General features: G+C 64.1%; 30 protein-coding genes. 10 read left to right on the forward strand and 20 right to left on the reverse strand.

What is annotated here, in order from left to right:
- Position 1: 1 nt before the first annotated feature.
- Complete coding sequence (gene tsaA / locus PCA10_RS22290; protein WP_016494348.1) at positions 2-694, forward strand: tRNA (N6-threonylcarbamoyladenosine(37)-N6)-methyltransferase TrmO; 693 nt, start codon at positions 2-4, stop codon at positions 692-694.
- Positions 695-773: 79 nt separating this feature from the next.
- Here tsaA and PCA10_RS22295 read toward each other — a convergent pair whose 3' ends face one another.
- A complete protein-coding gene (locus PCA10_RS22295) occupies positions 774-1076 on the reverse strand; it encodes a putative quinol monooxygenase (protein WP_016494349.1) in 303 nt (100 codons plus the stop codon).
- Positions 1077-1136: 60 nt separating this feature from the next.
- Between PCA10_RS22295 and PCA10_RS22300 the strand changes: the two genes are divergently transcribed.
- On the forward strand, positions 1137-1550 hold the full coding sequence (locus PCA10_RS22300; RefSeq protein ID WP_016494350.1) for a VOC family protein: 414 nt from the start codon (positions 1137-1139) through the stop codon (positions 1548-1550).
- A gap of 57 nt (positions 1551-1607) precedes the next feature.
- Here the strand turns inward: PCA10_RS22300 and fpr are convergent, their stop codons facing one another.
- Positions 1608-2387, reverse strand: a complete 780-nt coding sequence (gene fpr, locus PCA10_RS22305) for a ferredoxin-NADP reductase (protein ID WP_016494351.1) — start codon at positions 2385-2387, stop codon at positions 1608-1610.
- A gap of 123 nt (positions 2388-2510) precedes the next feature.
- Between fpr and PCA10_RS22310 the strand changes: the two genes are divergently transcribed.
- Entirely contained in the window at positions 2511-3437 is a 927-nt protein-coding gene (locus PCA10_RS22310; protein WP_016494352.1) for a LysR family transcriptional regulator, read from the forward strand.
- A gap of 21 nt (positions 3438-3458) precedes the next feature.
- On the opposite strand, the gene PCA10_RS22315 is transcribed toward PCA10_RS22310, so the two are convergent.
- Both PCA10_RS22315 and erdR read right to left on the reverse strand, forming a co-directional pair.
- On the reverse strand, positions 3459-3824 hold the full coding sequence (locus PCA10_RS22315) for a diacylglycerol kinase (protein WP_016494353.1): 366 nt from the start codon (positions 3822-3824) through the stop codon (positions 3459-3461).
- 73 nt (positions 3825-3897) lie between these two features.
- Positions 3898-4548, reverse strand: coding sequence for a response regulator transcription factor ErdR (erdR, locus tag PCA10_RS22320; RefSeq protein WP_016494354.1), 651 nt, complete (start codon positions 4546-4548; stop codon positions 3898-3900).
- A gap of 200 nt (positions 4549-4748) precedes the next feature.
- On the opposite strand from erdR, the gene PCA10_RS22325 reads away from it, so the two are divergent.
- On the forward strand, positions 4749-5657 hold the full coding sequence (locus PCA10_RS22325; RefSeq protein WP_016494355.1) for a DMT family transporter: 909 nt from the start codon (positions 4749-4751) through the stop codon (positions 5655-5657).
- Here PCA10_RS22325 and PCA10_RS22330 read toward each other — a convergent pair whose 3' ends face one another.
- Positions 5658-6368 (reverse strand): tRNA-uridine aminocarboxypropyltransferase, encoded by a 711-nt coding sequence (locus PCA10_RS22330; RefSeq protein WP_016494356.1) that lies wholly within the window; start codon positions 6366-6368, stop codon positions 5658-5660.
- A gap of 212 nt (positions 6369-6580) precedes the next feature.
- On the opposite strand from PCA10_RS22330, the gene PCA10_RS22335 reads away from it, so the two are divergent.
- Both PCA10_RS22335 and PCA10_RS22340 read left to right on the forward strand, forming a co-directional pair.
- Positions 6581-6994: a quorum-sensing-regulated virulence factor family protein gene (locus PCA10_RS22335; RefSeq protein ID WP_016494357.1), complete on the forward strand. Its 414-nt coding sequence runs from the start codon at positions 6581-6583 to the stop codon at positions 6992-6994.
- Positions 6995-7261: 267 nt separating this feature from the next.
- On the forward strand, positions 7262-8341 hold the full coding sequence (locus PCA10_RS22340) for an LOG family protein (protein ID WP_016494358.1): 1080 nt from the start codon (positions 7262-7264) through the stop codon (positions 8339-8341).
- Positions 8342-8416: 75 nt separating this feature from the next.
- On the opposite strand, the gene recX is transcribed toward PCA10_RS22340, so the two are convergent.
- The 3 genes from recX to PCA10_RS22355 form a co-directional block, all read right to left on the reverse strand.
- A complete protein-coding gene (gene recX / locus PCA10_RS22345; RefSeq protein ID WP_016494359.1) occupies positions 8417-8878 on the reverse strand; it encodes a recombination regulator RecX in 462 nt (153 codons plus the stop codon).
- A 7-nt stretch (positions 8879-8885) separates the two neighbouring features.
- Positions 8886-9929, reverse strand: a complete 1044-nt coding sequence (gene recA / locus PCA10_RS22350; RefSeq protein WP_016494360.1) for a recombinase RecA — start codon at positions 9927-9929, stop codon at positions 8886-8888.
- 87 nt (positions 9930-10016) lie between these two features.
- Positions 10017-10529 carry a CinA family protein gene (locus PCA10_RS22355; protein WP_041770403.1) on the reverse strand — a complete coding sequence of 171 codons (513 nt, stop codon included), beginning with the start codon at positions 10527-10529 and terminating at the stop codon, positions 10017-10019.
- Positions 10530-10599: 70 nt separating this feature from the next.
- Between PCA10_RS22355 and mutS the strand changes: the two genes are divergently transcribed.
- The 3 genes from mutS (at position 10600) to PCA10_RS22370 (ending at position 14891) form a co-directional block, all read left to right on the forward strand.
- A complete protein-coding gene (mutS, locus tag PCA10_RS22360) occupies positions 10600-13173 on the forward strand; it encodes a DNA mismatch repair protein MutS (protein ID WP_016494362.1) in 2574 nt (857 codons plus the stop codon).
- Between the two features lie 140 nt (positions 13174-13313).
- A complete protein-coding gene (fdxA, locus tag PCA10_RS22365) occupies positions 13314-13637 on the forward strand; it encodes a ferredoxin FdxA (protein WP_016494363.1) in 324 nt (107 codons plus the stop codon).
- A gap of 273 nt (positions 13638-13910) precedes the next feature.
- Positions 13911-14891 carry an IS5-like element IS1384 family transposase gene (locus PCA10_RS22370; protein WP_010466230.1) on the forward strand — a complete coding sequence of 327 codons (981 nt, stop codon included), beginning with the start codon at positions 13911-13913 and terminating at the stop codon, positions 14889-14891.
- A gap of 382 nt (positions 14892-15273) precedes the next feature.
- Here PCA10_RS22370 and rpoS read toward each other — a convergent pair whose 3' ends face one another.
- The 8 genes from rpoS to PCA10_RS22410 all read right to left on the reverse strand — a co-directional run bounded on the left by rpoS (position 15274) and on the right by PCA10_RS22410 (position 22452).
- Positions 15274-16278: an RNA polymerase sigma factor RpoS gene (rpoS, locus tag PCA10_RS22375; RefSeq protein WP_016494364.1), complete on the reverse strand. Its 1005-nt coding sequence runs from the start codon at positions 16276-16278 to the stop codon at positions 15274-15276.
- 106 nt (positions 16279-16384) lie between these two features.
- Positions 16385-17257 carry a peptidoglycan DD-metalloendopeptidase family protein gene (locus PCA10_RS29845; protein ID WP_016494365.1) on the reverse strand — a complete coding sequence of 291 codons (873 nt, stop codon included), beginning with the start codon at positions 17255-17257 and terminating at the stop codon, positions 16385-16387.
- A 161-nt stretch (positions 17258-17418) separates the two neighbouring features.
- Positions 17419-18096 (reverse strand): protein-L-isoaspartate(D-aspartate) O-methyltransferase, encoded by a 678-nt coding sequence (locus PCA10_RS22385; RefSeq protein WP_016494366.1) that lies wholly within the window; start codon positions 18094-18096, stop codon positions 17419-17421.
- Complete coding sequence (gene surE, locus PCA10_RS22390) at positions 18096-18845, reverse strand: 5'/3'-nucleotidase SurE (RefSeq protein ID WP_016494367.1); 750 nt, start codon at positions 18843-18845, stop codon at positions 18096-18098. Before surE ends, PCA10_RS22385 begins: the two co-directional genes overlap by 1 nt.
- Positions 18833-19891: a tRNA pseudouridine(13) synthase TruD gene (gene truD / locus PCA10_RS22395; RefSeq protein WP_016494368.1), complete on the reverse strand. Its 1059-nt coding sequence runs from the start codon at positions 19889-19891 to the stop codon at positions 18833-18835. Before truD ends, surE begins: the two co-directional genes overlap by 13 nt.
- A complete protein-coding gene (gene ispF, locus PCA10_RS22400) occupies positions 19888-20361 on the reverse strand; it encodes a 2-C-methyl-D-erythritol 2,4-cyclodiphosphate synthase (RefSeq protein WP_016494369.1) in 474 nt (157 codons plus the stop codon). The genes truD and ispF overlap by 4 nt, the downstream gene beginning before the upstream one ends.
- A 53-nt stretch (positions 20362-20414) precedes the next feature.
- Positions 20415-21260, reverse strand: coding sequence for an S-formylglutathione hydrolase (fghA, locus tag PCA10_RS22405; RefSeq protein ID WP_016494370.1), 846 nt, complete (start codon positions 21258-21260; stop codon positions 20415-20417).
- Between the two features lie 79 nt (positions 21261-21339).
- On the reverse strand, positions 21340-22452 hold the full coding sequence (locus PCA10_RS22410) for an S-(hydroxymethyl)glutathione dehydrogenase/class III alcohol dehydrogenase (RefSeq protein ID WP_016494371.1): 1113 nt from the start codon (positions 22450-22452) through the stop codon (positions 21340-21342).
- A 103-nt stretch (positions 22453-22555) separates the two neighbouring features.
- Here PCA10_RS22410 and PCA10_RS22415 point away from each other — a divergent pair, with 103 nt between their 5' ends.
- Complete coding sequence (locus PCA10_RS22415; RefSeq protein WP_016494372.1) at positions 22556-23470, forward strand: LysR substrate-binding domain-containing protein; 915 nt, start codon at positions 22556-22558, stop codon at positions 23468-23470.
- Here PCA10_RS22415 and ispD read toward each other — a convergent pair.
- The 4 genes from ispD to kdsA form a co-directional block, all read right to left on the reverse strand.
- Positions 23446-24156 (reverse strand): 2-C-methyl-D-erythritol 4-phosphate cytidylyltransferase, encoded by a 711-nt coding sequence (gene ispD / locus PCA10_RS22420; protein ID WP_016494373.1) that lies wholly within the window; start codon positions 24154-24156, stop codon positions 23446-23448. The two genes, PCA10_RS22415 and ispD, sit on opposite strands and share 25 nt — an antisense overlap.
- A complete protein-coding gene (gene ftsB, locus PCA10_RS22425; protein WP_016494374.1) occupies positions 24153-24437 on the reverse strand; it encodes a cell division protein FtsB in 285 nt (94 codons plus the stop codon). The genes ispD and ftsB overlap by 4 nt, the downstream gene beginning before the upstream one ends.
- A gap of 183 nt (positions 24438-24620) precedes the next feature.
- Positions 24621-25910: a phosphopyruvate hydratase gene (gene eno / locus PCA10_RS22430; RefSeq protein ID WP_016494375.1), complete on the reverse strand. Its 1290-nt coding sequence runs from the start codon at positions 25908-25910 to the stop codon at positions 24621-24623.
- 142 nt (positions 25911-26052) lie between these two features.
- Positions 26053-26898, reverse strand: coding sequence for a 3-deoxy-8-phosphooctulonate synthase (kdsA, locus tag PCA10_RS22435; RefSeq protein WP_016494376.1), 846 nt, complete (start codon positions 26896-26898; stop codon positions 26053-26055).
- Between the last annotated feature and the right edge of the window lie 2 nt (positions 26899-26900).

Genomic DNA, 26900 nt, shown 5'->3' on the forward strand with positions numbered 1-26900 from the left:
TATGCAGCACAGCGTTTGCGCCGTCGGCTTCGTGCGTTCCTGCTTCAAGGAAAAATTCGCCATCCCCCGCCAGCCGCACCTGGCGCCGGCCGCCCGTGGCGTGCTGGAACTGGTGCCGCCGTACGACAACGGCGACGCCGTGGCGGGGCTGGAACAGGTCAGCCATGTCTGGCTGCTGTTCCTGTTCCACCAGGCTCTGGAAGACAAGCCACGCCTGAAGGTGCGGCCGCCGCGCCTGGGCGGTAACCAGTCCATTGGCGTGTTCGCCAGCCGCTCCACCCATCGCCCCAATGGCATCGGCCAGTCCGTGGTGAAGCTGGACAAGGTGGAGGCCGGGCGCCTCTGGCTGTCCGGTATCGACCTGCTGGACGGCACCCCGGTGATCGATATCAAGCCTTACGTGCCCTATGCCGACCGCCAGGACAGCGCCGTGAACGCCATCGCCGACGCCGCCCCCGAGCTGATTCCGGTGGACTGGACGCCTGCTGCCCTGCTCCAGGCCCGCGAGCATGGCCAACGGCTCGACCAGCCTCTGGTGGAACTGGTGGAGCAATGCCTGGCCCAGGACCCCCGCCCGGCCTACCAGAAGCCCGAACCCGAACGCCGCTACGGCGCGCGCCTGTGGGATGTGGACGTGCGCTGGCACTACCCGGAGCCGGGGCGCATCCGCGTGCTGGAAATCACCCTGGGCTGAGGCTTTCCTGTAGGAGCGAGCTCTGCTCGCGATTGGCGCCCTTCGCGAGCAGAGCTCGCTCCTACGAATCCACGGAGTGCTAACGCGCGGCGTTGAGCGCCAGCGAGTCGGCCTCGATGCAGTCCTGCGCCAGGATCAGTGGCTCCACCAGGGGCCGGCTGGCGAGGAAATGCCGGGTGCGCATATGGGCCTCGAAGGCCGCTTCGTCGGTGTAGACCTCATAGAGCCAGACCAGCTCGGGATCGCTGCGGTCCTGCAGTACATCGAACACCAGGCAACCTGGCTCGTCGCGCACCGAGGCGGCGGCGTTGATACGCATTGCATCCATGAAAGCGTCCAGGCTACCGGGACGCAGGCGGGTCTTGAGCAGAAGGCAGTACACATCGAACTCCGTTTTGTCTTATATTTCTCAAATATTGTATACAATTTCGGAGTCCAGAAAATGCCCAGCCGCCCCGGTCGCCTCAATGGCCTGCGCCACATCGCCATCCTCGTCCCCAACCTGGAAGAGTGCGAGCGCTTCTATGTGGATGTCCTGGGCATGGACGTGCTCAATCGTGCCAACGAGGACCTGGTCTACCTCACCTGCGGCAACGACAACCTGTCCCTCGGCCGCAGCCCGGTCGCCAGCGGCGGAGTACAGGCGGTGGACCACTACGGCTTCGTGGTGGACAGCCTGGAAGAACTGGACGCCTGGTACCACTACTTGAAGGCCAAGGGTGTGACCCTGCTCGATCGCCCCTTCGCCCATGGCGACGGCGCCCACAGCTTCCATGTGCTCGACCCGGCGGGGAACAAGATCCAGCCGATCTACCACCCGGCCATCTCCGGGCAGCGCTTCAGCTCCCCGGTGTGATCCCCGGAAACGACAAAGCCCGCCGATTGGCGGGCTTTGCTTTGCAGCGGGTGGCGCTTACTTCTCGACGAAGGCGCGCTCGATCAGGTAGTCACCCGGCTCGCGCATACGCGGGGAGATCTTCAGGCCGAAGCTGTCGAGCACTTCGGCGGTCTCGTCGAGCATGCTCGGGCTGCCGCAGATCATGGCGCGGTCGTCCTGCGGATTGATCGGCGGCAGGCCGATGTCCTCGAACAGCTTGCCGCTGCGCATCAGGTCGGTCAGGCGGCCCTGGTTCTCGAAGGGTTCGCGGGTCACGGTGGGGTAGTAGATCAGCTTGTCCTTGACCGAATCACCGAAGAACTCGTTCTGCGGCAGGTGCTCGGTGATGAACTCGCGGTAGGCCACTTCGTTCACGTAGCGCACGCCGTGGACCAGGATCACTTTCTCGAAGCGCTCGTAGGTTTCCGGGTCCTGGATCACGCTCATGAACGGCGCGAGGCCGGTGCCGGTGCTCAGCAGGTAGAGGTGCTTGCCGGGGTTCAGGTCGTCCAGCACCAGGGTCCCGGTGGGCTTCTTGCTGATGATGATCTCGTCGCCTTCCTTCAGGTGCTGCAGGCGGGAAGTCAGCGGGCCGTCCGGTACCTTGATGCTGAAGAACTCCAGGTGCTCTTCCCAGTTCGGGCTGGCGATGGAGTAGGCGCGCATCAGCGGGCGGCCGTTGTCCTGCTGCAGACCGATCATCACGAACTGGCCGTTTTCAAAGCGCAGGCCCGGGTCGCGGGTGCACTTGAAGCTGAACAGCGTGTCGTTCCAGTGATGAACGCTGAGGATGCGTTCGGAGTTCATGTTGCTCATTTACGGGGGCTCCGAAAGTTTGAAATTCGCCCGCGCCTGACGGCGCAATTGCGCGACATTGTAGTGACAGCCACAATATCTGTTAACTGAATTATCAAGATATAGGTTATCGGTTATATAGATATGCGATTTACTCTCCGTCAGCTCCAGGTATTCGTCTCCGTTGCCCAGCAGGAAAGCGTGTCTCGCGCCGCCCAACTGCTGTCGCTTTCGCAATCGGCTACCAGCACGTCGCTGACCGAGCTGGAGCGCCAATCGGGCTGCCAACTGTTCGACCGGGCCGGCAAGCGCCTGAGCCTCAACGCGCTGGGGCGGCAGTTGCTGCCCCAGGCCGTGGCCCTGATGGACCAGGCCCGCGAGATCGAGGACCTGCTCAACGGCAAGACCGGCTTCGGCTCCCTGGACGTGGGCGCCACGCTGACCGTGGGTAACTACCTGGCCACGCTGTTGATCGGTGCCTTCATGCAGCGCCACCCGGAGTGCCAGGTGAGCCTGCATGTGCAGAACACGATGAATATCGTCCAGCAGATCGCCCTCTATGAACTTGATCTGGGTCTAATAGAAGGCGATTGCCAGCACCCGGATATCGAAGTGCAGCCGTGGGTCGAAGACGAGCTGGTGGTGTTCTGCGCCCCCCGCCACCCGCTGGCCGCCAAGGGCCAGGCGAGCCTGGAGGAATTGAGCCAGGAAGCCTGGATTCTCCGTGAGAAGGGCTCGGGTACGCGCCTGACCTTCGACCAGGCCATGCGTCACCACCCCACTCCGCTGAACATCCGCCTGGAGTTGGAGCACACCGAAGCGATCAAGCGCGCGGTGGAATCGGGGTTGGGCATCAGCTGCATTTCGCGCCTGGCCCTGCGCGATGCCTTCCGCCGTGGCAGCCTGGTGCCGGTGGAGACCCCGGGGATCGACCTGCGTCGGCAGTTCTACTTCATCTGGCACCGGCAGAAGTTCCAGACCGCCGCCATGCGCGAATTCCTCGACCAGTGCCGGGCGATGACCGCCGGGGTGAGTCGCAGCGACGAGATCGTGTTGCCGACCATCGCCTAGGGCCGACGGGCCGCGCCTGGCTCAGCCCAGCAGGATGGTGGCCCAGACCGCGGTGATCAGCGTCAACGCGGTGAACTGCGCGGCGCTGCCCATGTCCTTGGCGTTCTTCGACAGCGGATGGCGCTCCAGGGAGATGCGGTCGATGGCCGCCTCGACCGCCGAGTTGAGCAGCTCGACGATCAGTGCCAGCAGGCAGGCGCCGATCATCAGCGCGCGTTCGCCCCGGCTGACATCGAGGAAGAAGGACAGCGGAATCAGAATCGCGTTGAGCAGCACCAGCTGGCGGAAGGCAGCTTCGCCGGTGAAGGCGGCCCGCAGTCCATCGAGTGAGTAACCGGCGGCATTGAGGACACGTTTGAGGCCGGTCTGGCCTTTGAATGGCGACATAGGGGCGAGGGCTTGTTGTGAGGAGCGCGCAGCCTAACGCAACGCGCTTCAAATTTGCGTGAAACGACCCGCTTCAGGCCGAGGGAATGGATTCCATCTGTTGCAGCAGCAGCGCGGCCTGAGTGCGGGTGCGCACGTTGAGCTTGCGGAAGATGGCCGTAACGTGGGCTTTCACCGTTGCTTCCGACACATGCAGCTCGAAGGCGATCTGCTTGTTCAGCAGGCCTTCGCAGACCATGGTCAGCACGCGGAACTGCTGCGGCGTCAGGCTGGCGAGGCCTTCGCTGGCGGCCTTGGCCTCGTCGGACAGGGCCGGGGCTTCCTGCAGTTGCGGCGGCCACCAGGTGTCGCCATCGAGCACCGAGCGCACGGCACTCTGGATGACTTCCAACGGGCTCGACTTGGGGATGAAGCCGCTGGCGCCGAACTCGCGGGAGCGGGCAACCACTGCGGCTTCTTCCTGCGCGGAGATCATCACCACGGGGATCTGCGGATACTGGCCACGCAGCAGCACCAAGCCGGAGAAGCCGTAGGCCCCGGGCATGTTCAGGTCGAGCAGGACCAGGTCCCAGTCGGCGCGCTCGGCCAGCCGGTTCTCGAGCTCGGCGATGCTGGCCGCTTCCACCAGCCGCGCATCCGGCCCCAGGCCCAGGGTAAGGGCTTGCTGCAAGGCGCTGCGGAACAGCGGGTGGTCATCGGCGATGAGGATTTCGTATGAGGCCATGGGCATGTCCTTTTTGTAATGGGCCCAGACATGCCTCCCAGGGGTGAGAGAGGCATTTCGGCACGACGGGATACGCCGGCCAGGCCCGAAGCTTGGTACGGGCAGGCCGTAAAGCGGCGCCCAGCATGCCGAGCCGGAACGGGGTGGTCAAGTCGAACGCTTTACGGCAAAGTTCTCGGCTTTTCCTGCCGAGATCCAACATGCGAAGCCAAGCCCTGCGCGCCGATTTACTGATGCTGATCACCGCCGCCATCTGGGGCGCGGCGTTCGTCGCCCAGCGCCTGGGCATGGATGCGATCGGCCCCTTCCTCTATACCGGCCTGCGCTTCGCCCTGGGTGCCATCATCCTCCTGCCGCTGCTGCTGATCCTGCCCCGGCCTGCCGTGAAGCAACCGCTGAACCGGGGCATGTTGCTGGGCGGCTTGCTCATGGGCCTGGCCCTGTCGCTGGGGATCAACCTGCAGCAAGTCGGCCTGATGTTCACCACCGTCACCAACTCGGGTTTCATCACCGGCCTGTATGTGATCATCGTCCCGCTGCTGGGCCTGTTCCTCGGCCATCGTACCGGCATGGGCACCTGGCTGGGCGCGTGCCTGGCGGTGGTGGGCATGTTCCTGCTCAGCGTCGGCGATGGCTTCCACGTCGCCTCCGGCGACTGGCTGCAGCTGGCCGGTGCCTGCGTCTGGGGCGTGCACGTGCTGCTGGTGGGTTTCTTCGCCAGCCGCTACGACCCGATCCGCCTGGCCATCCTGCAGTTCATCGTCTGCGCGGTGCTGAGCCTGGTGCTGGCGGTCATCTTCGAAGAGATCAAGCTCGACGCCATTCTCCAGGCCGGTCCCGCCATCCTTTATGGCGGCGTGATAGCCGTCGCCATCGGCTACACCCTGCAGGTGGTGGCGCAACGTCATGCCATCGCCTCCCACGCGGCCATCATCCTGTCCCTGGAAGCGGTGTTCGCCGCGATCGCCGGTGCCCTGATGCTGGATGAAAGCCTCCACGCCCGTGGCTACCTGGGCTGCGCGCTGATGTTCGTCGGCATGCTGGTGGCGCAGCTCTGGCCGCAGAAGCCTCAGGTGCAAGCGCCGGCCCCGGCCAAGGCCGAAGCCTGATCAGAGATAGACGCTGAGTGCCTGGTGAGCGGGGCTCGCCAGGTCCAGGGGCAGGGCCCGCTTGGCCCCCAGGTAGCGCTCGGTGAATACGTCCAGGTAGGCGTTCAGCGCGCCACCCGCCTGCTCATCCCCCGCCAGCTCCAGGCACAGCGCGCCCACTTCGGCGGTGCACAGATGCTCGTCGCGGGTGGAGCGGCGCAGGCGATAGCGGGAGATCTGCTCAGGGGTCAGGCTGAGCACCGGGAAACGGTCCAGGTAGGGACTCTTGCGGAACATCTTGCGCGCCTCGGTCCAGGTGGCATCCAGCAGGATGAACAAGGGCCGCTTGCCCTCCTCCACCGCTACCTCCTGCACTACCCGGCCGGGCTCGGCGTATTCGCCGGGGAACACCAGGTAGGGCTGCCACTGGGGATCGTCCAGCAGCGCCAGCAGCGCCTCGTCCACCTCGGTACGCGACCAGCCGAAGGCCCAGGTGTCCGGCACCAGGTCGGCGATCAGCCAGCCGGTGTTGCTCGGTTTCATCGGCTCGGAGTAGTACATCATCAGGCACACCCCGGCGCGTACCGGCACCTTGGGCCGCCAGGCGCAGAAGCAGTATTCGGCAATCACCCGGCAGCCCGGGCAGCGCGGCGAACGAGCGCCCCGGGCGACGAAGGGGCGGGTGCTGCGCGCAAGGCATTCGGCGCGCAGACGGAAAACGGCGTGACTCATCGAAGCGGGTTCCAGTACGGCAGCTGGCCGCCCCGCGCAAGCCGGAAGGTTGCGAGCGGGAGCGGGATTAACAGGAAGGATCGGGCGATTCTACCAGAGGCGCCCGGCAGCGCCGTCGACCGTCCGGAACAGAATTTCCACGCGACAAGCACCGCCCGCGAACGCACAATTGCCGCGCTGGTCAAACAGCTACTTTTTGTTAGGAGATACCCATGCTGCGCATCACCGCCCTCGCCCTCTGCGCGACCCTGCCGTTCTTCGCCCAGGCCGAATCGCTCAAGGATTACGAGTTGTCCAAGATGCTCGAGAAGGTTGCCAAGGAGAGCAGTGCCGGCACACCCCGCGCGATTAACGAGGACATCCTCGACCAGGGTTACACGGTGCAGGGCAACGAACTGGTCAACCACCTGAGCGTGCGCGAGGCCCACGCCGCGCAGATGCGCGCCAACCCCGACGCGGTGCGCGCCCAGCTCGGCGCCAGCGTCTGCCGCAACACCGGCTACCGCCAGCTGTTGGCCCGTGGTGCCGGCCTGCGTTACGAGTTCAGCGAGTACAAGACCAATCGCCCGGTAAGCTCCGAGCGCTTCACCGCCAGGGATTGCGGCCTCAAGGCCAAGTCCAACTGATCCCCGCGCACCGTTCCCGGCGCTCCTGCCCAGGTGCGCCTTGCCGCGATCGGTGCTCCCTCTCCTAGCCAATCAAGCGCACCAACACGCATTGACGCGCCGTGCGCGCCATTTCCGACACATCGGCGGGTTCCATTGGCTGGCCGCCCAACTGGAAAAGATCCGGCCCCTGCCGCAAGCTGTAGTTGAGCGGCTCGACTGGGTCGCCCGGATTCCGGACACGGCCAGCGACGCTGCTCTGAGTAGTTGATGAGCAAGGAGATCGCTATGCCCTATGATCCGGACGACTACCTCTCCCGGCATTTCCAGACCAGTGGCATCGACCTGACGCAGAAGGTCGATGAACTGATCAACCTGACAGTCCCGAGCGACAGTCCCAACCTCTCGCTGTACCGCGAGATGCTGATCACCGTGGTGCGCATGGCCCAGGCCGACCGCAACCGCTGGGACGCCAAGATCATGCTGCAGACACTGCGTGAAATGGAGCACGCCTTCAGCGTCCTGGAGCAGTTCAAGCGACGCCGCAAAGTCACGGTATTCGGCTCGGCGCGAACCCCCGAAGGCCACCCCATCTATACCCTGGCCCGCCAGCTGGGTGCCGAACTGGCCAAGCGCGACCTGATGGTGATCACCGGCGCCGGCGGCGGCATCATGGCCGCGGCCCACGAAGGTGCCGGGCTGGAAAACAGCCTGGGCCTGAACATCACCCTGCCCTTCGAGCAACACGCCAACACCACGGTGGGTGGTACCGAGCACCTGCTGTCGTTCCACTTCTTCTTCGTGCGCAAGCTGTTCTTCGTCAAGGAGGCCGACGCCCTGGTGCTCTGCCCGGGAGGCTTCGGCACCCTGGATGAAGCGCTTGAAGTGCTGACCTTGATCCAGACCGGCAAGAGTCCGGTGGTGCCGGTGGTGCTGCTGGACGAGCGGGATGGCAGCTACTGGGAAGACGCCGTGGGGTTCCTCCATGAGCAATTGGCACACAACGGCTACATCCTGCCCAGCGACATGAACCTGCTGCGCCTGGTGCACAGTGCCGACGAAGCGGCAGCCGAGATCGCCCAGTTCTACGCCAACTACCACTCCAGCCGCTGGCTGAAGCACAACTTCGTGATCCGCATGAACCATGCCCTCAACGAGCGAGCCTTGGGACAGGCTCAGGAGCAGTTCTCGGACCTCTGCCTGGAAGGTGCCTTCAGCCAACAGGACGTTGCAGAGGCGGAAAAGGACGAGCCGGAGTTCGGCGACCTGGTAAGGCTGGCGTTCCGCTTCAACGGTCGTGACCATGGCCGCCTGCGCGAACTCATCGACTTCATCAACCTTCCGCAACACTGGGTCGCCAAGGCCTGATCCATTACCGTCCACGCAACAGCAGCCGGCCATGAGCATTCGCTCATGGCCGGCTGCTGTTGCGTGCTTGGGAACTCAGTCGTCGAGGTTGCCGCGCAGGAGACGGTTGATCATCTCCATGGAGTAGCCGCGATAGGCAAGGAAACGCCCCTGCTGGGCGCGTTCGCGGGCATCCGCAGGTTGGTGGTTGAACTTGCGTCGCCAGACTTCCCGCAGCTGTTCGTTCCAGTCGATATCGGCCTCGCGCAAGGCCTGGTCGATCTCGCTTCGGGGTAGCCCACGCTGGGCAAGATCTTCACGGATACGCTGGGGCCCATGACCGCCACGGGCACGGCTGGCGATGAAGCTTTCGAGGTAGCGGGATTCGGAGAGCAGGCCCTCTTCCGTGAGACGGTCAAGGGCACTGTCGATCAACTCGGGAGGAGCGCCGCGCTGACGCAGCTTGCGCGTCAGCTCGACTCGCCCGTGTTCGCGCTGCGCCAGCAGATCCATGGCGGCCCGCCGCACCGCGGCGGGGCTGTCGAGCACGACGGGCATGGGTGGATCAGCCGTCTACGTCAGCCAGGTCGGCGGCGGTTGCTGCCGATTTGTTGGCCGTGGTGTCGACCAGCAGGCGCTCGCGGATGATCTTCTCGATGGCGCTGCCCACTTCCGGGTTGTCCTCGAGGTACTTCGCCGCATTGGCCTTGCCCTGGCCGATCTTGTTGCCCTGGTAGCTGTACCAGGCGCCGGACTTCTCGACCAGACCTTGCTGTACGCCCAGGTCGATGATCTCGCCGGTGCGGTAGATGCCCTTGCCGTACATGATCTGGAACTCGGCCTGACGGAAAGGCGGTGCCACCTTGTTCTTCACTACCTTGACGCGGGTTTCGCTACCCACCACTTCCTCGCCTTCCTTCACCGCGCCGGTACGGCGGATGTCGAGACGCACGGAGGCGTAGAACTTCAGGGCATTACCACCGGTGGTGGTTTCCGGGTTGCCGAACATCACGCCGATCTTCATACGGATCTGGTTGATGAAGATGACCAGGCAGTTGGCGTTCTTGATGTTGCCGGTGATCTTGCGCAGGGCCTGGGACATCAGGCGCGCCTGCAGACCAACGTGGGAGTCACCCATCTCGCCTTCGATCTCGGCCTTGGGTACCAGGGCGGCCACGGAGTCGACGATGATCACGTCGACGGCGTTGGAGCGCACCAGCATGTCGGTGATTTCCAGGGCCTGTTCACCGGTGTCCGGCTGGGAAACCAGCAGGTCGTCGACGTTCACGCCGAGCTTGCCGGCGTAGTCGGGGTCCAGGGCGTGTTCGGCGTCGACGAAGGCGCAAGTGGCGCCCATTTTCTGGGCTTCGGCGATCACCGAGAGGGTCAGGGTGGTCTTACCGGAGGATTCAGGACCGTAGATTTCGACGATACGGCCTTTCGGCAGGCCGCCGATGCCGAGCGCGATGTCCAGGCCCAGGGAGCCGGTGGAAATGGCCGGGATGGCCTGGCGATCGTGATCGCCCATGCGCATGACCGCACCCTTGCCGAACTGCTTCTCGATCTGGCCCAGGGCAGCAGCCAAGGCGCGCTTCTTGTTCTCGTCCATTGAAGTCCTCACTAAAATCAAGAGGGCCTGGCGGCCACCAACAACTGTATAAGTAGACAGTATTATTCCATAGGGCAAGTCGCTCGCCTACCCCTGCACGGCTTTTTCTCCTGCAGCTAGTCGGATCAGGCCATCGAGCGCCTCGGCGACCGTCTGCCGACGGACCGCCTGCCGATCTCCCGGGAACTGGCGTCGTACAGCCTGCACCTCGGCGCCATCGGCCCAGGCCAGCCAGACGGTGCCAACGGGCTTTTCCAGGGAGCCGCCATCGGGGCCGGCAACCCCGCTGACCGCCACCGCGAAGCGCGCTCCGCTGCGCTGCCGCGCACCTCGGACCATGGCCTCGACCACTTCGCGACTGACAGCCCCCACCACCGGGAACAGCTCGGCGGGCACCTCAAGCTGCGTAGTCTTCTGCTGATTCGAATAGGTGACATATCCCGCCTCGAACCATGCCGAGCTGCCGGGGATTCGGGTAATCGCCTCGGCGATGCCGCCGCCGGTACAGGACTCGGCGGTGCTCACCAGTTCGCCACGCGCCTTCAGTCGTTCGCCCAGGCGGGCAGCGAGCGCGGTCAGCTCATCATCGGTTACGGACATGTGCACTCCGGGGTTAAAGCGGGCCAGCGGGATACCGTACACTAGCGCCTTTTGCACGCAAGGCCAGGCAATGAGTCAGAGCGATCTCAGCGGACACACACCCATGATGCAGCAGTACTGGAGGCTGAAAAACCAGCATCCGGACCAACTGATGTTCTATCGCATGGGCGACTTCTACGAGATCTTCTACGAGGACGCCAAGAAGGCGGCCAAGTTGCTCGACATCACCCTCACCTCCCGTGGCCAATCGGCTGGCACCGCCATTCCCATGGCCGGCATTCCCTTCCATTCGGTGGAGGGTTATCTGGCCAAGCTGGTCAAGCTGGGCGAGTCGGTGGTGATCTGCGAGCAGATCGGCGACCCGGCCACCAGCAAGGGACCGGTGGAACGCCAGGTGGTGCGCATCATCACGCCCGGCACCATCAGCGACGAGGCGTTGCTCGACGAGCGCCGCGACAACCTGCTGGCCGCCGTGCTGGGCGATGAGCGCCTGTTCGGCCTGGCCGTGCTGGACATCACCAGCGGCCGCTTCACCGTGCAGGAGATCAAGGGCTGGGAGAACCTGCTGGCCGAGCTCGAGCGCCTCAACCCCGCCGAGCTGCTGATCCCGGACGACTGGCCCCAGGGCCTGCCGGCGGAAAAGCGCCGTGGTGTGCGCCGCCGCGCACCCTGGGACTTCGACCGCGACTCGGCGAAGAAGAGCCTCTGCCAACAATTCGGTGTGCAGGACCTCAAGGGTTTCGGCTGCGAAACGCTGACCCTGGCCATCGGCTCCGCCGGCTGCCTGCTCGGCTACGCCAAGGAAACCCAGCGTACCGCCCTGCCCCACCTGCGCAGCCTGCGCCACGAGTGCATCGACGACACGGTGATCCTCGATGCCGCCAGCCGCCGCAACCTGGAGCTGGACGTCAACCTCTCCGGCGGCCGCAGCAACACCCTGCAATCGGTGATCGACCGTTGCCAGACCGCCATGGGCAGCCGCCTGCTGAGCCGTTGGCTCAACCGTCCGCTCCGCGACCGCGCGGTGCTGGAAGCGCGCCAGGACGCCATCGACTGCCTGCTGGATCGCTACCGCTATGAAGGCCTGCAGCCGCAGCTCAAGGAGATCGGTGACGTCGAGCGGATCCTCGCCCGAATCGGCCTGCGCAACGCCCGCCCGCGCGACCTCGCCCGCCTGCGCGACGCCCTGGCCGCCCTGCCCCAACTACAGGGCGCCATGACCGAGCTGGACGCACCGCACCTGCAAACCCTGGCGGAGAACATCCGTACCTATCCCGAACTGGCCGACCTGCTGGCTCGGGCCATCATCGAAGCCCCGCCAGCGGTGATCCGCGACGGCGGCGTGATCAAGACCGGCTACGACGCCGAGCTGGACGAGCTGCAGGCCCTGAGCGAAAACGCCGGCCAGTACCTGATGGACCTGGAAGCCCGGGAAAAGGCCCGCACCGGCCTGCCCAACCTCAAGGTCGGCTACAACCGCATCCATGGCTACTACATCGAACTGCCCCGGGTGCAGGCCGAGCAGGCGCCGGCCGACTACATCCGCCGCCAGACCCTCAAAGGCGCCGAGCGCTTCATCACGCCGGAACTGAAGGCTTTCGAAGACAAGGCCCTCTCGGCCAAGAGTCGCGCCCTGGCGCGGGAAAAGATGCTCTACGACGAGCTGCTGGAACTGCTGATCGAGCAGCTGGCGCCGCTGCAGGACACCGCCGCCGCCCTGGCGGAGCTGGACGTGCTGAGCAACTTCGCCGAACGCGCGCTGAACCTCGACCTGAACCGGCCGCGCTTCGTCGACGAGCCGTGCATGCGCATCAACCAGGGTCGCCACCCGGTGGTGGAACAGGTGCTGGAGACGCCCTTCGTGGCCAACGACCTGGACCTGGACGACGCCACCCGCATGCTGATCATTACCGGCCCGAACATGGGCGGTAAGTCCACCTACATGCGCCAGACCGCGCTTATCGTGCTGCTCGCCCACATCGGCTGCTTCGTGCCGGCCGCAGCCTGCGAACTCTCCCTGGTGGACCGCATCTTTACCCGTATCGGCTCCAGCGACGACCTGGCTGGCGGCCGCTCCACCTTCATGGTGGAGATGAGCGAGACCGCGAACATCCTGCACAACGCCAGCGCCCGCAGCCTGGTCCTGATGGACGAAGTCGGCCGTGGCACCAGCACCTTCGATGGCCTGTCGCTGGCCTGGGCGGCCGCCGAACACCTGGCCCGCCTGCGCGCCTTCACCCTGTTCGCCACCCACTATTTCGAGCTGACCGTACTGCCGGAAAGCGAGCCGGTGGTCGCCAACGTCCACCTCAATGCCACCGAGCACAACGAGCGCATCGTGTTCCTGCACCATGTGCTGCCGGGTCCGGCGAGCCAGAGCTACGGCCTGGCGGTAGCGCAACTCGCCGGCGTTCCGGGCGACGTGATCCAACGCGCCCGCGAACACCTGGCGCGCCTGGAAACCACCAGCCTGCCCCATGAGACTCCGCGCCAGAGCCCCGGCCAGCCGCCTGCGCCCTTGCAGAGCGACCTCTTCGCCAGCCTGCCGCACCCGATCCTGGAGGACCTGGCGAAAGTCAGGCCGGATGACCTGACGCCACGCCAGGCGCTGGAGTTGCTATATACACTGAAATCACGCCTCTAACCCCTGAACCGCACAAGCTGTTAGAATCCCGCGCGCTTTGGAATACGCCCGGGAATCAGCCTGCCCGGCGCCGTGAGTTCCCGAGCCGAGAAGCCGGATATAGAAGGCTTCCGAGCCGCCGCTTGAGGAGAAGAAAAGAAATGACCTTCGTCGTCACCGACAACTGCATCAAATGCAAATACACCGACTGTGTGGAAGTCTGTCCGGTGGACTGCTTCTACGAAGGCCCGAACTTCCTGGTCATTCACCCGGACGAGTGCATCGACTGCGCGCTCTGCGAGCCTGAATGCCCGGCGCAAGCCATCTTCTCCGAGGATGAAGTCCCGGAGGACATGCAGGAGTTCATCGAGCTGAACCGCGATCTGGCCGAAGTCTGGCCGAACATCACGGAGAAGAAGGACGCCCTGCCCGACGCCGAAGAGTGGGATGGCGTCAAAGGCAAGATGGAGCACCTGGCGCGCTGATTCAATTCGGCAGCGCCCACGCAAAAAGGCCCGCATCTGCGGGCCTTTTGCTTTCCTCGGGGCGAAAAAAGGGGCGGGGGTTACCCGCCCACTCTTTTGTCCCTATTCCCTGTATTCCTTGCTCATCATCCTGATGAATCGCATCCTGCGATGTCCTGGCCGACATCCTTATCAGCCCGCGTACATCCTGTACGCAAGAGTGATATTAGGGAAACTCTGAAAAAGACTTTCTGATTTGGCAAAATACCGCGACCCCACCCACCGAGTTTCCCGATGAAGCAGATGACCTTCGCCGACGCCGAGTACGCTGGCAAGCGCAAGCAAACCCGCAAGGAGTTGTTCCTGATCGAGATGGATCGGGTGGTGCCGTGGAAGGGCTTGATTGCTTTGATCGAGCCACATTATCCGAAAGGTGAAGGTGGCCGTCCGGCCTACCCGTTGATGGCGATGCTGCGTGTGCATCTGCTGCAGAACTGGTTCGGCTACAGCGATCCAGCGATGGAGGAAGCGCTGTACGAAACCACGATCCTGCGCCAGTTTGCCGGGCTGAACCTGGAGCGCATCCCCGACGAAACCACCATTCTCAACTTCCGCCGCTTGCTGGAGAAACACGAGCTGGCGGCCGGCATCCTCGCTGTCATCAATGGCTATCTGGGCGACCGCGGCCTGTCGCTGCGCCAGGGCACCATCGTCGATGCAACGCTGATCAATGCGCCCAGTTCGACCAAGAACAAGGACGGCAAGCGCGACCCGGAAATGCACCAGACCAAGAAGGGAAACCAGTATTATTTTGGCATGAAGGCCCACATCGGCGCCGATGACGAATCGGGTCTGGTGCACAGCGTAGTGGGCACGGCGGCCAATGTGGCGGATGTCACCCAGGTGGACAAATTGCTGCATGGCGACGAAAACGTGGTCTGCGCCGATGCAGGCTACACCGGTGTCGAAAAGCGGCCCGAGCATGAAGGACGTGAAGTTATCTGGCAGGTGGCGGCACGCCGCAGCACCTACAAAAAACTCGATAAGCGCAGCGTGCTGTACAAAGCCAAGCGCAAGATTGAAAAGGCCAAGGCTCAGGTGCGCGCCAAGGTCGAGCATCCGTTCCGGGTAATCAAGCGCCAGTTCGGTTACACCAAGGTGCGCTTTCGCGGCTTGGCCAAAAACACGGCGCAACTGGTGACACTGTTCGCTCTGTCGAACCTGTGGATGGCGCGCCGACATTTACTGACGAATGCAGGAGAGGTGCGCCTGTAATGCGGGAAATGGCCACCGGAGTGGGGTCCGGGTGGCGAAAACGTAAGAAATACTCGTCGAATTGATTGTTTTTTGATCATTTGGCGAGTTTAAAAGTTGCGCTAGGTGGTATGCCGGGGAAATACATGGCTACTTCAGACCATCCTTAGCGATCTGCCGGCCTCGGGCAAGTTGCCCGAATCGACTTAGGGTGTGATTCTCACGGTACGATTTAAAAATAAAATACTTATAATTCAATAAGTTAATAAATATCTTCCACTGAAACTCACCGTTCACCAGCAGCAACTTCCGCCAATTGCGTACGCGCCATGTAAGCAATCGCTTACATGATGGCGCATAAAAAAGCCCGACCTAGGTCGGGCTTCTTCAAACTCGCGTCTGGCTACTGGAACAGCGCGTCGCTGGACAGGCCGTTCTTCTCCAGAATTTCCCGCAGGCGCTTCAGCGCTTCCACCTGGATCTGCCTCACCCGCTCGCGGGTCAGGCCGATTTCCTGGCCGACTTCCTCGAGGGTGCAGCTCTCGTGGCCACGAAGGCCGAAGCGCCGCACCACCACTTCGCGCTGCTTGTCGGTCAGTTCGGACAGCCACTGATCGATGCTTTGCGAAAGGTCGTCGTCCTGCAGCAGTTCACAGGGATCGGTGGGACGATCGTCGGTCAGGGTGTCCAACAGGGTCTTGTCGGAGTCCGGCCCGAGGGAGACATCCACCGAGGTTACCCGCTCGTTGAGGCCGAGCATGCGCTTGACCTCGTCAACCGGCTTTTCCAGCAGGTTGGCGATCTCTTCCGGCGAGGGCTCGTGATCCAGCTTGTGGGTCAGTTCCCGTGCCGCGCGCAGATAGACGTTGAGTTCCTTGACCACGTGAATCGGCAACCGGATGGTCCGGGTCTGATTCATGATGGCCCGTTCAATGGTCTGACGGATCCACCAGGTGGCGTAGGTCGAGAAGCGGAAGCCCCGCTCGGGATCGAATTTCTCCACCGCCCGGATCAGGCCGAGGTTGCCCTCTTCGATCAGGTCGAGCAGCGAAAGGCCGCGATTGACGTAACGCCGCGCGATCTTCACCACAAGTCGGAGGTTGCTTTCGATCATGCGCTTGCGCCCGGCCGGATCACCACGCTGCGCAAGGCGCGCGAAGTGCACTTCTTCTTCCGGGGTAAGCAGGGGGGAGAAACCGATTTCGTTGAGGTACAGCTGGGTCGCGTCGAGCGCGCGGGTGTAGTCGATGTACTTGTGTTGCTTGGGTGAGGTTGAATGCCGGGATTTTGCGGTCGGCTGAGGCGCGTCGCTCTCCTCGCTCAACGCATCGTCCAAAATGACGCCTGGCTCCAGGAGGAGCAGTTCGTCATCGACGTCAAACTCCGGCGCTTCTTTATTGAGTGCCATTGTTGTTGTCCCTTGCTGAGTTCGACAACAAGCCCTAGCGATGCCTTACTTCCCTGGCGCCGCCCGAGCCCGTCCTTACCACGTGGTGGAACGGGCTGAAAGCGGATCAACGACGAGGCAGGTATTGCAGTGGATCTACAGGTTTACCCTGACGGCGAATTTCAAAATGAAGCTTCACCCGGTCAGTTCCCGTTGAGCCCATCTCGGCAATTGTCTGCCCGACCTTGACCTGCTGTCCCTCCCGCACCAACAACCTGCGGTTATGACCGTAGGCGCTTACGTAGGTATCGCTGTGTTTGATGATGACCAATTCGCCGTAGCCCCGTAATCCACTTCCGGCATAAACAACTGATCCATCTGACGCAGCCAAGACAGGCTGGCCTAATTCCCCAGCGATATCAATCCCTTTATTCAAACTGCCGTTTGATGAAAAACGACCAATCAGCGGGCCATTCGCAGGCCATACCCAACCGGCTGAAGAGCGCGGAATAGACGCGTTCGTGCTCGCAGGCGGGGGACTGGCCACCGGTTGCGCCACCTGGGGTTGCGGGCGGACAGACGGTTGCTGTGCCGGCACTGGCGGGCGGCTGGAAACGCTGCTGCCCGACTTAGGAACGGTGGCGACAGGCGCACTGGCAACCGCAGTAGGACGTGCCTGACCAGGCTGACCGTCAAAGCGAATTATCTGGCCTGGCCGTATTACATAGGGCGGAGGAATGCCGTTGCGGGCAGCCAGGGCCTTCCAGTCCCAGCCGAAACGGAAGGCGATGGAATAGAGGGTGTCGCCACGTTGGACCCGGTACTGTCCACTGGTGACCGGTTGCCGCTGCGGGGTCGAGGCTGCGCCCGAATGATTGCGGTCGACGACGCTGGCGCCACCTTTCTGGGTGCTGGAACAGCCGCTCAGCAAGATGCCGACGGCCACAGCGGGCAACCAGGTGAGCCCATTCCCCATGCTAATCCACTGCCGAATGGCCATCAGGCTCACTCTTGTCCCCTTTCCCAACGTTCCAAGGTCCTAGCTGTTTATTGTGCCGGAAATATCCGGACGAGCCAGCCGCCTACTGCACAAAGTACAGCAGGAGGACGGCCTGGCGATGCATCAGAAAGTTGCCCGCGACGCAGGTTCCCGATTGCGGGTCAGGCCAGGGGCCCGTTGAGCAGCGGTACGAAACGCACCGCGTCGAGTACATGGCGGGTGAAACCCTGCTCTTCGCGAACGATCAGCATCAGTTGCTGGACATCGCCCGCGCCCACCGGGATGACCAGCCGCCCGCCAGGGGCCAACTGGTCCAGCAGCGCCTGGGGAACGTCCGCCGCTGCGGCGGTCACGATGATGCCGTTATAGGGAGCCAGCGCAGGCCAGCCCTCCCAGCCATCGCCCCAGCGGAACACCACGTTGCGCAGGTTCAACACGGCGAGGCGCTCCTTGGCCTTGTCCTGCAGCACCTGGATGCGCTCCACGGAGAATACCCGCTCGACCAGTTGCGCCAGGATGGCGGTCTGGTAGCCCGAGCCGGTGCCTATCTCCAGCACCTTGTCCAACGGACCGGCCGCCAGCAGCAACTCGGTCATCCGCGCGACCATGTACGGCTGCGAGATGGTCTGATTGTGCCCGATCGGCAGCGCGGTGTCCTCGTAGGCACGATGGGCCAGGGCCTCATCGACGAACAGGTGACGCGGTGTCCGGCGGATGGTCTCGAGCACATGGGCGTTGGACAGCCCCTCCTCGTACAGCCGCTGGATAAGGCGTTCGCGAGTGCGCTGGGAGGTCATGCCTATCCCGCGGCGCATCAGTTCGTCCTGTTCCCGAGGCATCAGAGCAGGCCCTCCAACCAGCTATCGAGACCGCTGAAGGCCTCGTTGAACGTCCGATCGAGCTGCAAGGGCGTGACGGACACGTAGCCCTGCATCACGGCGTGGAAGTCCGTGCCCGGGCCGCCGTCCTCGGCGTCACCGGCAGCGGAGATCCAGTATCCCTCCTTGCCCCGTGGATTGACCACTTTGACCGGCGCCGCCGCGCGTGCGCGATGGCCCAACCGGGTGAGCTGGATACCGCGGATGCGTTCCAGCGGCAGGTTCGGGATGTTCACGTTGAGCACGGTTCGCGGCGGCAGGTCGAGACGGTCGTGGGCCGCCACCAGCCGGCGAGCGATGTGCGCGGCGGCGGGCAGGTTGTCGACCTGGCGCGACAGCAACGAAAAGGCGAACGCCGGCAGAGCGAGAAAGCGCCCTTCCAGAGCAGCAGCCACGGTGCCGGAATACAGCACGTCATCCCCGAGGTTGGCGCCGAGGTTGATGCCCGACACCACCAGGTCCGGCAGCTGCTCGAGCATGCCGTTGAGCCCGAGATGGACGCAGTCGGTCGGCGTGCCATTCAGGCTGATGAAGCCATTCTCCAGCGTGCTGGGGTGTAGCGGGCGGTCCAGCGTCAGGGAACTGCTGGCACCACTCTTGTCCTGGTCCGGCGCGATGACCACGCAATCGGCGTAGTCCTCGAGCGCACCATACAGAGCGGCGAGACCGGGGGCATTCACCCCGTCGTCGTTGGAAATCAGAATGCGCATGGGTTTTCCGTCTGCCCCGCCGGCAGCAGATCGACGAGCTCACGCACCACTGCGGTGGCGAAGCATCCAGCCGGCAGGACGAATTCCAGTTGCAGAACGTCAGGCTCGGGATAATGCCACGTCAGACCGCCGATGGGGAGGCGGAGGATGCGCCGTTCGTGCGCCATTCCCGCTTTGGCCAACCAGTGGCAAAGTGCCGGCTCAGCCGCGGCCAGCGCCGCTTCCAGCGTTTGCGCCTGTCCCTGGGCGGAGGATGCGCCCTCGCCCCAGAGCGGCCCGGTCGGGTGCAGATCGAGTTGCGCCAGTCGCGGATCGCTGCACTCCGCCTCGCCCGCCGGGAAGAAGCTGCGGCTGTCGGTGAAGGCCAGCAGATCGCCAACCAGGGCCTGGTCCCAGGTACCGGCGGCGACACGCTCGGCCAGCGCCCGGTTGAACAGGAAGCTGCGTCCCGCCGATAGCAGGCGCGAACGCAGGTTGCGCTGCACCGGCAGTTCGTCGCGCTCGGCGAAGGCGCGGGCATCGACCACATTGCCGCCGCCATGACCGAAGCGCTGCAAGCCGAAGTAGTTGGGCACACCGGCTGCGGCCAGGCGTTCGAGGCGCGCATCCAGCTGTTGGCGATCAGCCGCCAGGCGGGTCAGGCGCAGGGTGAAACCGTTTGCCGAATGGGCGCCACGCTGCAGCTTGCGCTTGTGGCGCATGCTTTTCAGGATGCGCAGATTGGCGTTCTCGGCGACGGACAGGTCCGGATCGGCCTTGCCCGGCAGATGCAGGCTGAACCACTGGCGAGTCAGGGCCTGGCGATCCTTGAGACCGGCATAGCTGATCACTTTCAGGGGCACGCCGGCCGCCCGAGCGATACGCCGGGCCGCCTCCTCGGTGTTCAGCTCGCGCTTCTCCACCCAGAGCCACAGGTGCTCGCCTTCGCCTTCCAGGGGGATGTCCAGCACCTCATCGACCTGGAAATCCTCGGCCACGGCCTTCAGCTGCGCCTGCCCCAGGGGTTCGCCGTGGGCGCGCGGGCCCAGCAGTTCGAGTTCGTTCATAGCGGCAGCAACAGGGCCACCGCGTGAACGGCGATGCCCTCCTCGCGACCGGTGAAGCCAAGCTTCTCGGTGGTGGTGGCCTTGACGTTGACCTGGTCCAGCCCGACCTCCAGGTCGGCGGCGATAGCGGCGCGCATGGCCTCGATATGCGGGGCCATCTTCGGCGCCTGGGCCACTATGGTCCCGTCGACGTTACCGACCTTCCAGCCCTTGGCCTTGACCAGGGACACCACGTGGCGCAGGAGCACGCGGCTGTCGGCACCCTTGAACGTCGGATCGGTGTCGGGGAAGTGCTTGCCGATGTCGCCCAGCGCCGCAGCGCCCAGCAGCGCATCGGACAGCGCATGGAGCAGCACGTCGCCGTCGGAATGGGCGATGAGCCCAAACTTGTGGGGAATGCGTACGCCGCCCAGGGTGACGAAATCGCCCTCGCCAAAGCGGTGTACATCGTAGCCATGGCCAATTCGCATAAAGAAGAACGCCCTGAAAAGTCAGGGCGTGATTCTACCCGCTTTGGTTGCGCTTAGGCTTTCAGCGCCTCAGCGTGATGCTTCAGATGATCGCCGATGAAACTGGCGATGAAGTAGTAGCTGTGGTCGTAGCCCGGCTGCAGGCGCAGGGTCAACGGATGTCCGGCGGCCTTCGCCGCCGCCTGGAGGGCTTCGGGCTTGAGCTGGTTGGCGAGGAAGTCGTCGCGGTCGCCCTGGTCCACCAGTATCGGCAGGCGCTCGCCGGCCTCGGCCAGCAGCATGCAGGCATCCCACTCGCGCCAGCGGGCGCGGTCGTCACCCAGGTAACGGCTGAAGGCCTTCTCGCCCCAGGGGCAGGCCATGGGGTTGCTGATGGGCGCGAAGGCCGACAGCGACTGGTAACGCCCCGGGTTGCGCAGCGCGCAGACCAGCGCACCGTGGCCGCCCATGGAGTGGCCACTGATTCCGCGCTTGTCGGAGACCGGGAAATTGGCCTCGATCAGTGCCGGCAGCTCATGCACCACGTAGTCGTGCATGCGGTAATGGCGCGCATAGGGCTCCTGGGTGGCGTTCAGGTAGAAGCCCGCCCCCAGACCGAAGTCCCAGGCGTTGTCCGGATCGCCGGGCACATCGGCGCCGCGCGGGCTGGTGTCCGGGGCGACGATGATCAGCCCGAGCTCGGCCGCCAGGCGCTGGGCGCCGGCTTTCTGCATGAAGTTCTCGTCGGTGCAGGTCAGCCCCGACAGCCAGTAGAGCACCGGCAGCTTCTGGCCCTGTTCCGCCTGGGGCGGCAGGTAGACGGCGAACACCATGTCGCAGTTGAGGCTGGTGGAACGGTGTCGATAGCGCTTGTGCCAGCCGCCGAAGCTCTTGTTGCTGGAGACGATTTCAAGGGTCATGGAGCGATCTCCGTAGGGTGCGCCATTACGCACCCGTGGGTTTCCGGATCGGACGGCGCATGCGCCGTCCGGGCTCGCCTCAGAAATGGACGACCGAGCGGATGCTCTTGCCTTCGTGCATCAGGTCGAAGGCCTCGTTGATCTTGTCCAGGCCCATGGTGTGGGTGATGAAAGTGTCCAGGGGGATTTCGCCCTTCTGCGCCTTCTCCACATAGCTCGGCAGCTCGGTACGGCCCTTGACGCCGCCGAAGGCCGAACCGCGCCAGACGCGGCCGGTGACCAGCTGGAACGGACGGGTGCTGATCTCGGCACCGGCCGGCGCCACGCCGATGATGACGGACTCGCCCCAGCCCTTGTGGCAGCACTCGAGCGCCGCACGCATCAGGTCGACGTTGCCGACGCACTCGAAGCTGTAGTCCACGCCGCCATCGGTGAGTTCGACGATGACCTCCTGGATCGGCTTGCTGTGCTCCTTCGGATTGACGAAGTCGGTGGCGCCCAGTTCACGGGCAACCTCGAATTTGTCCGGGTTGATGTCCACAGCGATGATCCGCGAGGCCTTGGCCATCTTGGCGCCGATGATCGCCGCCAGGCCGATGCCGCCCAGGCCGAAGATGGCCACGGTGGCGCCCTCTTCCACCTTGGCGGTGTTGAGCACGGCGCCGATGCCGGTGGTCACGCCGCAACCCAGCAGGCAGACCTTTTCCAGCGGCGCTTCCTTGGGGATCTTGGCCAGGGAGATTTCCGGCAGCACGGTGTACTCGGAGAAGGTCGAGCAGCCCATGTAGTGGTAGATCGGCTCACCGTTGTAGCTGAAGCGCGAGGTGCCGTCGGGCATCAGGCCCTTGCCCTGGGTGGCGCGTACTTTCTGGCAGAGGTTGGTCTTGCCGGATTTGCAGAATTTGCACTCACGGCATTCGGCCGTGTAGAGCGGGATCACGTGGTCGCCCACGGCCAGGGAGGTCACGCCCTCGCCCACCGCCTCCACTACGCCGCCGCCTTCATGGCCGAGGATGCAGGGGAACACGCCTTCGGAGTCGGCGCCGGAGAGGGTGTAGGCATCGGTGTGGCAGACGCCGGTGGCCAGGATCCGCACCAGGACTTCGCCGGCCTTGGGCGGCGCCACGTCCACTTCGACGATCTGCAGCGGCTGGTTGGGCGCGAAGGCCACAGCGGCACGGGACTTGATCATGGTGATTCTCCAGTTGATTGAAATGGCCTGGGAGTGTAGTTGAGCTGCCAATGGTAAATAATCAGCCAGAAAGCAAAACTTTATTGCTGTAGAGGGATAATCAATGAGTCGCTGGGAAGGTCTGGACGAGTTCGTCGCCGTCGCCGAATCGGGCCAGTTCACCGCCGCCGCCGAACGCCTGAGCCTGTCCTCGTCCCATGTCAGCCGGCAGGTCGCCCGGCTGGAGGAACGCCTGCAGACGCGCCTGTTCTATCGCAGTACCCGCAAGGTGGTCCTGACCGAGGCCGGGCAGACCTTCCTGCAGCATTGCCAGCGCCTGCTGGATGCCCGCGACGAAGCCTTGCGCGCCGTCAGCGACCTGGCCAGCGAACCCAAAGGCCTGCTGCGCATGACCTGTGCGGTGGCCTACGGCGAGCGTTTCATCGTGCCGCTGGTGAACGAGTTCATGGCGCGTCACCCGCAGCTGAAAGTGGACATCGAACTGAGCAACCGCACGCTGGACCTGGTGCATGAAGGCCTCGACGTGGCGATCCGCCTGGGCCGCCTGCCGGATTCGCGCCTGGTGGCGACGCGCCTGGCGCCACGAGTCATGTACCTGTGCGCGGCGCCGGCCTACCTGGAGCGCTACGGCCGCCCCCACAGCCTGTCGGAACTGGCGCGGCACAACTGCCTGATCGGCAGTACCGACCACTGGGACTTTCTCCAGCAAGGACGCGAGCACGCCGTCCGGGTCCAGGGCAATTGGCGCTGCAACAGCGGCCAGGCCGTGCTGGACGCCGCCCTGCGCGGCTTCGGCCTGTGCCAGCTACCGGACTACTACGTGCTGGAGCACCTGCGCAGTGGCGCCCTGGTTTCACTGCTGGAGCAGCACCGGCCGCCCAACACCGCGGTCTGGGCACTTTATCCACAGCAACGGCATCTCTCGCCCAAGGTCCGGCAACTGGTGGATCTGCTGAAGGAGGGCTTGGCCGAACGGCCGGAGTACGCCGAGGCTCAGCTGCGGCTCGACCAACGCTGACGCAGCCACTCGAGGTCTTCAGGACGGGTGACCTTGAGGTTGTCGGCGCGGCCTTCCACCAGCCTGGGGGCGGCGCCCGCCCACTCCATGGCGGAGGCTTCGTCGGTGATGGCGACACCGGCCACCAGGGCATCAGCCAGGGCCCGGTGCAGGGCGCCGAAGCGGAACATCTGCGGCGTGTAGGCCTGCCAGATCAGGCTGCGGTCGACGGTTTCCGCGACCCGGCCATCAGCCCCGACGCGCTTGAGGGTATCCCGCGCGGGAACCGCGAGCAGACCACCCACCGGGTCGTCGGCCAGCTCGCTAAGCAGCAGGTCGAGGTCGAAACGCGAGAGATTGGGCCGCGCCGCGTCATGCACCAGTACCCAGTCATGGGCACGGGCGCCATGTTCGGCCAGGCGCAGCAGGGCACTGAGTACCGAGTCGGAGCGCTCCTTGCCACCATCGGCGCGGATGATGCGCTCGTCGGCGGCGCAAGCCAGGTTCGGCCAGTAGGGATCGTCCACCGACAGGGCGATCACCAGCCCCTTGAGCTGAGGATGATCGAGGAAGCAGTCGAGGCTGTGCTCGATGATGCTGCGTCCGGCGAGTTCGAGGTATTGCTTGGGCCGGTCCGCGCGCATGCGGGCACCGACGCCGGCGGCGGGAATCACCGCCCAGAAGAAGGGGGTATCGGACTGGCTCATTCGGCGATCTGGTAGAGGGTTTCGCCCTCTTTGACCATGCCCAGCTCGTGGCGGGCACGTTCCTCGACGGTTTCCATACCCTTTTTCAACTCCAGCACTTCCGCCTCGAGGATGCGGTTGCGCTCCAGCAAGCGCTCGTTCTCGCCTTTCTGATCGGCGATCTGCCCCTGCAGATCCTTGACCTGCGCCAGGCTGCCGTCGCCCACCCAGAGGCGATACTGCAGGCCAGCCAGCATCAGGATCAGGACTACGAACAACCAGTAAGTATTAGGGCGAGTCATTTTGCCTGGGAGTATCCATGCGAAAAGGGCAGCTTGCGCTGCCCTTTTACCATTCCTGCGCCGATCGCGTCGCTGCCGTGCGGCGGGAGACGACTGGCCAGGTGAAATCAGGAGAAGCTGCAAAGTTTACATGAAGTAAAGATGCAAACAGCGCCTGATTTCAACACGGTCCGCTATCGCCGATTAGCCACGGAATTCCGCGCGACCGCGGTAGGCGGCCTTGTCGCCCAGCTGCTCTTCGATGCGCAGCAGCTGGTTGTACTTGGAGACGCGGTCGGAACGGCACAGGGAGCCGGTCTTGATCTGACCGGCGGCGGTGCCTACGGCCAGGTCGGCGATGGTGCTGTCCTCGGTTTCGCCGGAACGGTGGGAGATCACCGCGGTGAAGCCGGCGGCCTTGGCCATCTGGATGGCTTCCAGGGTCTCGGTCAGGGAGCCGATCTGGTTGAACTTGATCAGGATCGAGTTGCCGATGCTCTTCTCGATGCCTTCCTTGAGGATCTTGGTGTTGGTCACGAACAGGTCGTCACCCACCAGCTGGACCTTGGCGCCGATCTTGTCGGTCAGGTCTTTCCAGCCGGCCCAATCGGACTCGTCCATGCCGTCTTCGATGGAGATGATCGGGTAGCGCTGGGTCAGGCCGGCCAGGTAGTCGGCGAAACCGGAGGCGTCGAACACCTTGCCTTCACCGGCCAGGTCGTACTTGCCGTCCTTGTAGAACTCGCTGGCGGCGCAGTCCAGGGCCAGGGTCACGTCGGTGCCCAGCTTGTAGCCGGCGTTGGCCACGGCTTCGGCGATGGCGGCCAGGGCGTCTTCGTTGGAAGCCAGGTTCGGGGCGAAACCACCTTCGTCACCTACGGCGGTGTTCAGGCCACGGGCCTTCAGCACGGCTTTGAGGTGGTGGAAGATCTCGGCGCCCATGCGCAGGGCGTCGGCGAAGTTCTTGGCGCCAACCGGCTGCACCATGAACTCCTGGATGTCGACGTTGTTATCGGCGTGCTCGCCGCCGTTGATGATGTTCATCATCGGAACGGGCATGGAGTACTGGCCGGGAGTGCCGTTCAGGTCAGCGATGTGGGCGTAGAGCGGTACGCCCTTGGCCTGGGCGGCGGCCTTGGCGGCGGCCAGGGACACGGCGAGGATGGCGTTGGCGCCCAGCTTGCCTTTGTTCTCGGTGCCGTCCAGTTCGATCATGGCGCGGTCGAGGGCTTTCTGGTCGGCGGCGTCTTTGCCCAGCAGCAGCTCACGGATCGGGCCGTTGATGTTGGCCACGGCCTTCAGAACGCCCTTGCCCAGGTAACGGCTCTTGTCGCCATCACGCAGTTCCAGTGCCTCGCGGGAACCGGTGGAAGCACCGGACGGCGCGCAGGCGCTGCCGATGATGCCGTTCTCGAGGATCACATCGGCTTCCACGGTGGGGTTGCCACGGGAGTCCAGAACCTCGCGGCCCTTGATGTCGACGATCTTTGCCATTGTTGTTAGCACTCCAAAGTTGACGAAAACGCTCAGCAGAAAGTGAGGCGATCCACCGGGCCTGGGGGTCGGCTGGCCCGGCGAATGTCCTGACCGTTCGGTCAGATTGTGCCCACGCGCACTTTACCCGAGAACAGCCGGTTCAGGCAGTCTCGATCGGCGGAAAACTCTTGACCAGCTCGTCCAGTTGCTTGAGCTGAGACAGGAAGGGCTCCAGCTTGTCCAGGCGCAAGGCGCAGGGGCCGTCGCACTTGGCGTTGTCCGGGTCCGGATGGGCTTCGAGGAAGAGGCCCGCCAGGCCCTGGCTCATACCGGCCTTGGCCAGGTCGGTGACCTGGGCGCGACGGCCGCCAGCGGAGTCGGCGCGACCACCCGGCATTTGCAGGGCATGGGTCACGTCGAAGAAAACCGGGTACTCGAACTGCTTCATGATGCCGAAGCCGAGCATGTCGACGACCAGGTTGTTGTAGCCGAAGGAAGAGCCGCGCTCGCAGAGGATCAGGCGATCGTTGCCGGCTTCCTCGCACTTGGTGAGGATGTGCTTCATCTCCTGGGGCGCGAGGAACTGGGCCTTCTTGATGTTGATCACCGCCTGGGTCTTGGCCATCGCCACCACCAGGTCGGTCTGCCGGGAGAGGAAGGCCGGCAGCTGGATGATGTCGCAGACCTCGGCCACCGGAGCGGCCTGGTCGGGTTCATGGACGTCGGTGATGACCGGCACGCCGAAGGTCTTCTTCACTTCTTCGAAGATCTTCATGCCCTCTTCCAGGCCGGGGCCACGGAAGGAGTTGATCGAGGAACGGTTGGCCTTGTCGAAGCTGGCCTTGAACACGTAGGGGATGCCGAGCTTCTCGGTCACCCGCACGTATTCTTCGCAGACCTTCAGGGCCAGGTCGCGGGACTCCAGCACGTTCATGCCGCCGAACAGCACGAAGGGCTTGTCGTTGGCGATCTCGACGTTGCCGACGCGGACGATCTTCTGCGCCATGG

It is taken from the genome of Pseudomonas resinovorans NBRC 106553 (genome assembly GCF_000412695.1).
Taxonomy (GTDB): Bacteria; Pseudomonadota; Gammaproteobacteria; order Pseudomonadales; family Pseudomonadaceae; genus Metapseudomonas; species Metapseudomonas resinovorans_A.

Bases quoted from the DNA above. Each gene is read 5' to 3' on its own strand.
- PCA10_RS22415 (WP_016494372.1), top strand. From the start codon at position 22,556: ATGAGTCGCTGGGAAGGTCTGGACGAGTTCGTCGCCGTCGCCGAATCG.
- PCA10_RS29845 (WP_016494365.1), bottom strand. From the start codon at position 17,257: ATGGCCATTCGGCAGTGGATTAGCATGGGGAATGGGCTCACCTGGTTG.
- PCA10_RS22335 (WP_016494357.1), top strand. From the start codon at position 6,581: ATGCTGCGCATCACCGCCCTCGCCCTCTGCGCGACCCTGCCGTTCTTC.
- PCA10_RS22410 (WP_016494371.1), bottom strand. From the start codon at position 22,452: ATGATCAAGTCCCGTGCCGCTGTGGCCTTCGCGCCCAACCAGCCGCTG.
- tsaA (WP_016494348.1), top strand. From the start codon at position 2: ATGCAGCACAGCGTTTGCGCCGTCGGCTTCGTGCGTTCCTGCTTCAAG.
- PCA10_RS22340 (WP_016494358.1), top strand. From the start codon at position 7,262: ATGCCCTATGATCCGGACGACTACCTCTCCCGGCATTTCCAGACCAGT.
- erdR (WP_016494354.1), bottom strand. From the start codon at position 4,548: ATGGCCTCATACGAAATCCTCATCGCCGATGACCACCCGCTGTTCCGC.
- PCA10_RS22385 (WP_016494366.1), bottom strand. From the start codon at position 18,096: ATGCCTCGGGAACAGGACGAACTGATGCGCCGCGGGATAGGCATGACC.
- recA (WP_016494360.1), bottom strand. From the start codon at position 9,929: ATGGACGAGAACAAGAAGCGCGCCTTGGCTGCTGCCCTGGGCCAGATC.
- ftsB (WP_016494374.1), bottom strand. From the start codon at position 24,437: ATGACTCGCCCTAATACTTACTGGTTGTTCGTAGTCCTGATCCTGATG.
- eno (WP_016494375.1), bottom strand. From the start codon at position 25,910: ATGGCAAAGATCGTCGACATCAAGGGCCGCGAGGTTCTGGACTCCCGT.
- mutS (WP_016494362.1), top strand. From the start codon at position 10,600: ATGAGTCAGAGCGATCTCAGCGGACACACACCCATGATGCAGCAGTAC.
- PCA10_RS22370 (WP_010466230.1), top strand. From the start codon at position 13,911: ATGAAGCAGATGACCTTCGCCGACGCCGAGTACGCTGGCAAGCGCAAG.
- recX (WP_016494359.1), bottom strand. From the start codon at position 8,878: ATGCCCGTCGTGCTCGACAGCCCCGCCGCGGTGCGGCGGGCCGCCATG.
- truD (WP_016494368.1), bottom strand. From the start codon at position 19,891: ATGAACGAACTCGAACTGCTGGGCCCGCGCGCCCACGGCGAACCCCTG.
- PCA10_RS22315 (WP_016494353.1), bottom strand. From the start codon at position 3,824: ATGTCGCCATTCAAAGGCCAGACCGGCCTCAAACGTGTCCTCAATGCC.
- kdsA (WP_016494376.1), bottom strand. From the start codon at position 26,898: ATGGCGCAGAAGATCGTCCGCGTCGGCAACGTCGAGATCGCCAACGAC.
- PCA10_RS22310 (WP_016494352.1), top strand. From the start codon at position 2,511: ATGCGATTTACTCTCCGTCAGCTCCAGGTATTCGTCTCCGTTGCCCAG.
- PCA10_RS22325 (WP_016494355.1), top strand. From the start codon at position 4,749: ATGCGAAGCCAAGCCCTGCGCGCCGATTTACTGATGCTGATCACCGCC.
- fdxA (WP_016494363.1), top strand. From the start codon at position 13,314: ATGACCTTCGTCGTCACCGACAACTGCATCAAATGCAAATACACCGAC.
- PCA10_RS22355 (WP_041770403.1), bottom strand. From the start codon at position 10,529: ATGTCCGTAACCGATGATGAGCTGACCGCGCTCGCTGCCCGCCTGGGC.
- ispD (WP_016494373.1), bottom strand. From the start codon at position 24,156: ATGAGCCAGTCCGATACCCCCTTCTTCTGGGCGGTGATTCCCGCCGCC.
- PCA10_RS22300 (WP_016494350.1), top strand. From the start codon at position 1,137: ATGCCCAGCCGCCCCGGTCGCCTCAATGGCCTGCGCCACATCGCCATC.
- fghA (WP_016494370.1), bottom strand. From the start codon at position 21,260: ATGACCCTTGAAATCGTCTCCAGCAACAAGAGCTTCGGCGGCTGGCAC.
- ispF (WP_016494369.1), bottom strand. From the start codon at position 20,361: ATGCGAATTGGCCATGGCTACGATGTACACCGCTTTGGCGAGGGCGAT.
- fpr (WP_016494351.1), bottom strand. From the start codon at position 2,387: ATGAGCAACATGAACTCCGAACGCATCCTCAGCGTTCATCACTGGAAC.
- rpoS (WP_016494364.1), bottom strand. From the start codon at position 16,278: ATGGCACTCAATAAAGAAGCGCCGGAGTTTGACGTCGATGACGAACTG.
- surE (WP_016494367.1), bottom strand. From the start codon at position 18,845: ATGCGCATTCTGATTTCCAACGACGACGGGGTGAATGCCCCCGGTCTC.
- PCA10_RS22330 (WP_016494356.1), bottom strand. From the start codon at position 6,368: ATGAGTCACGCCGTTTTCCGTCTGCGCGCCGAATGCCTTGCGCGCAGC.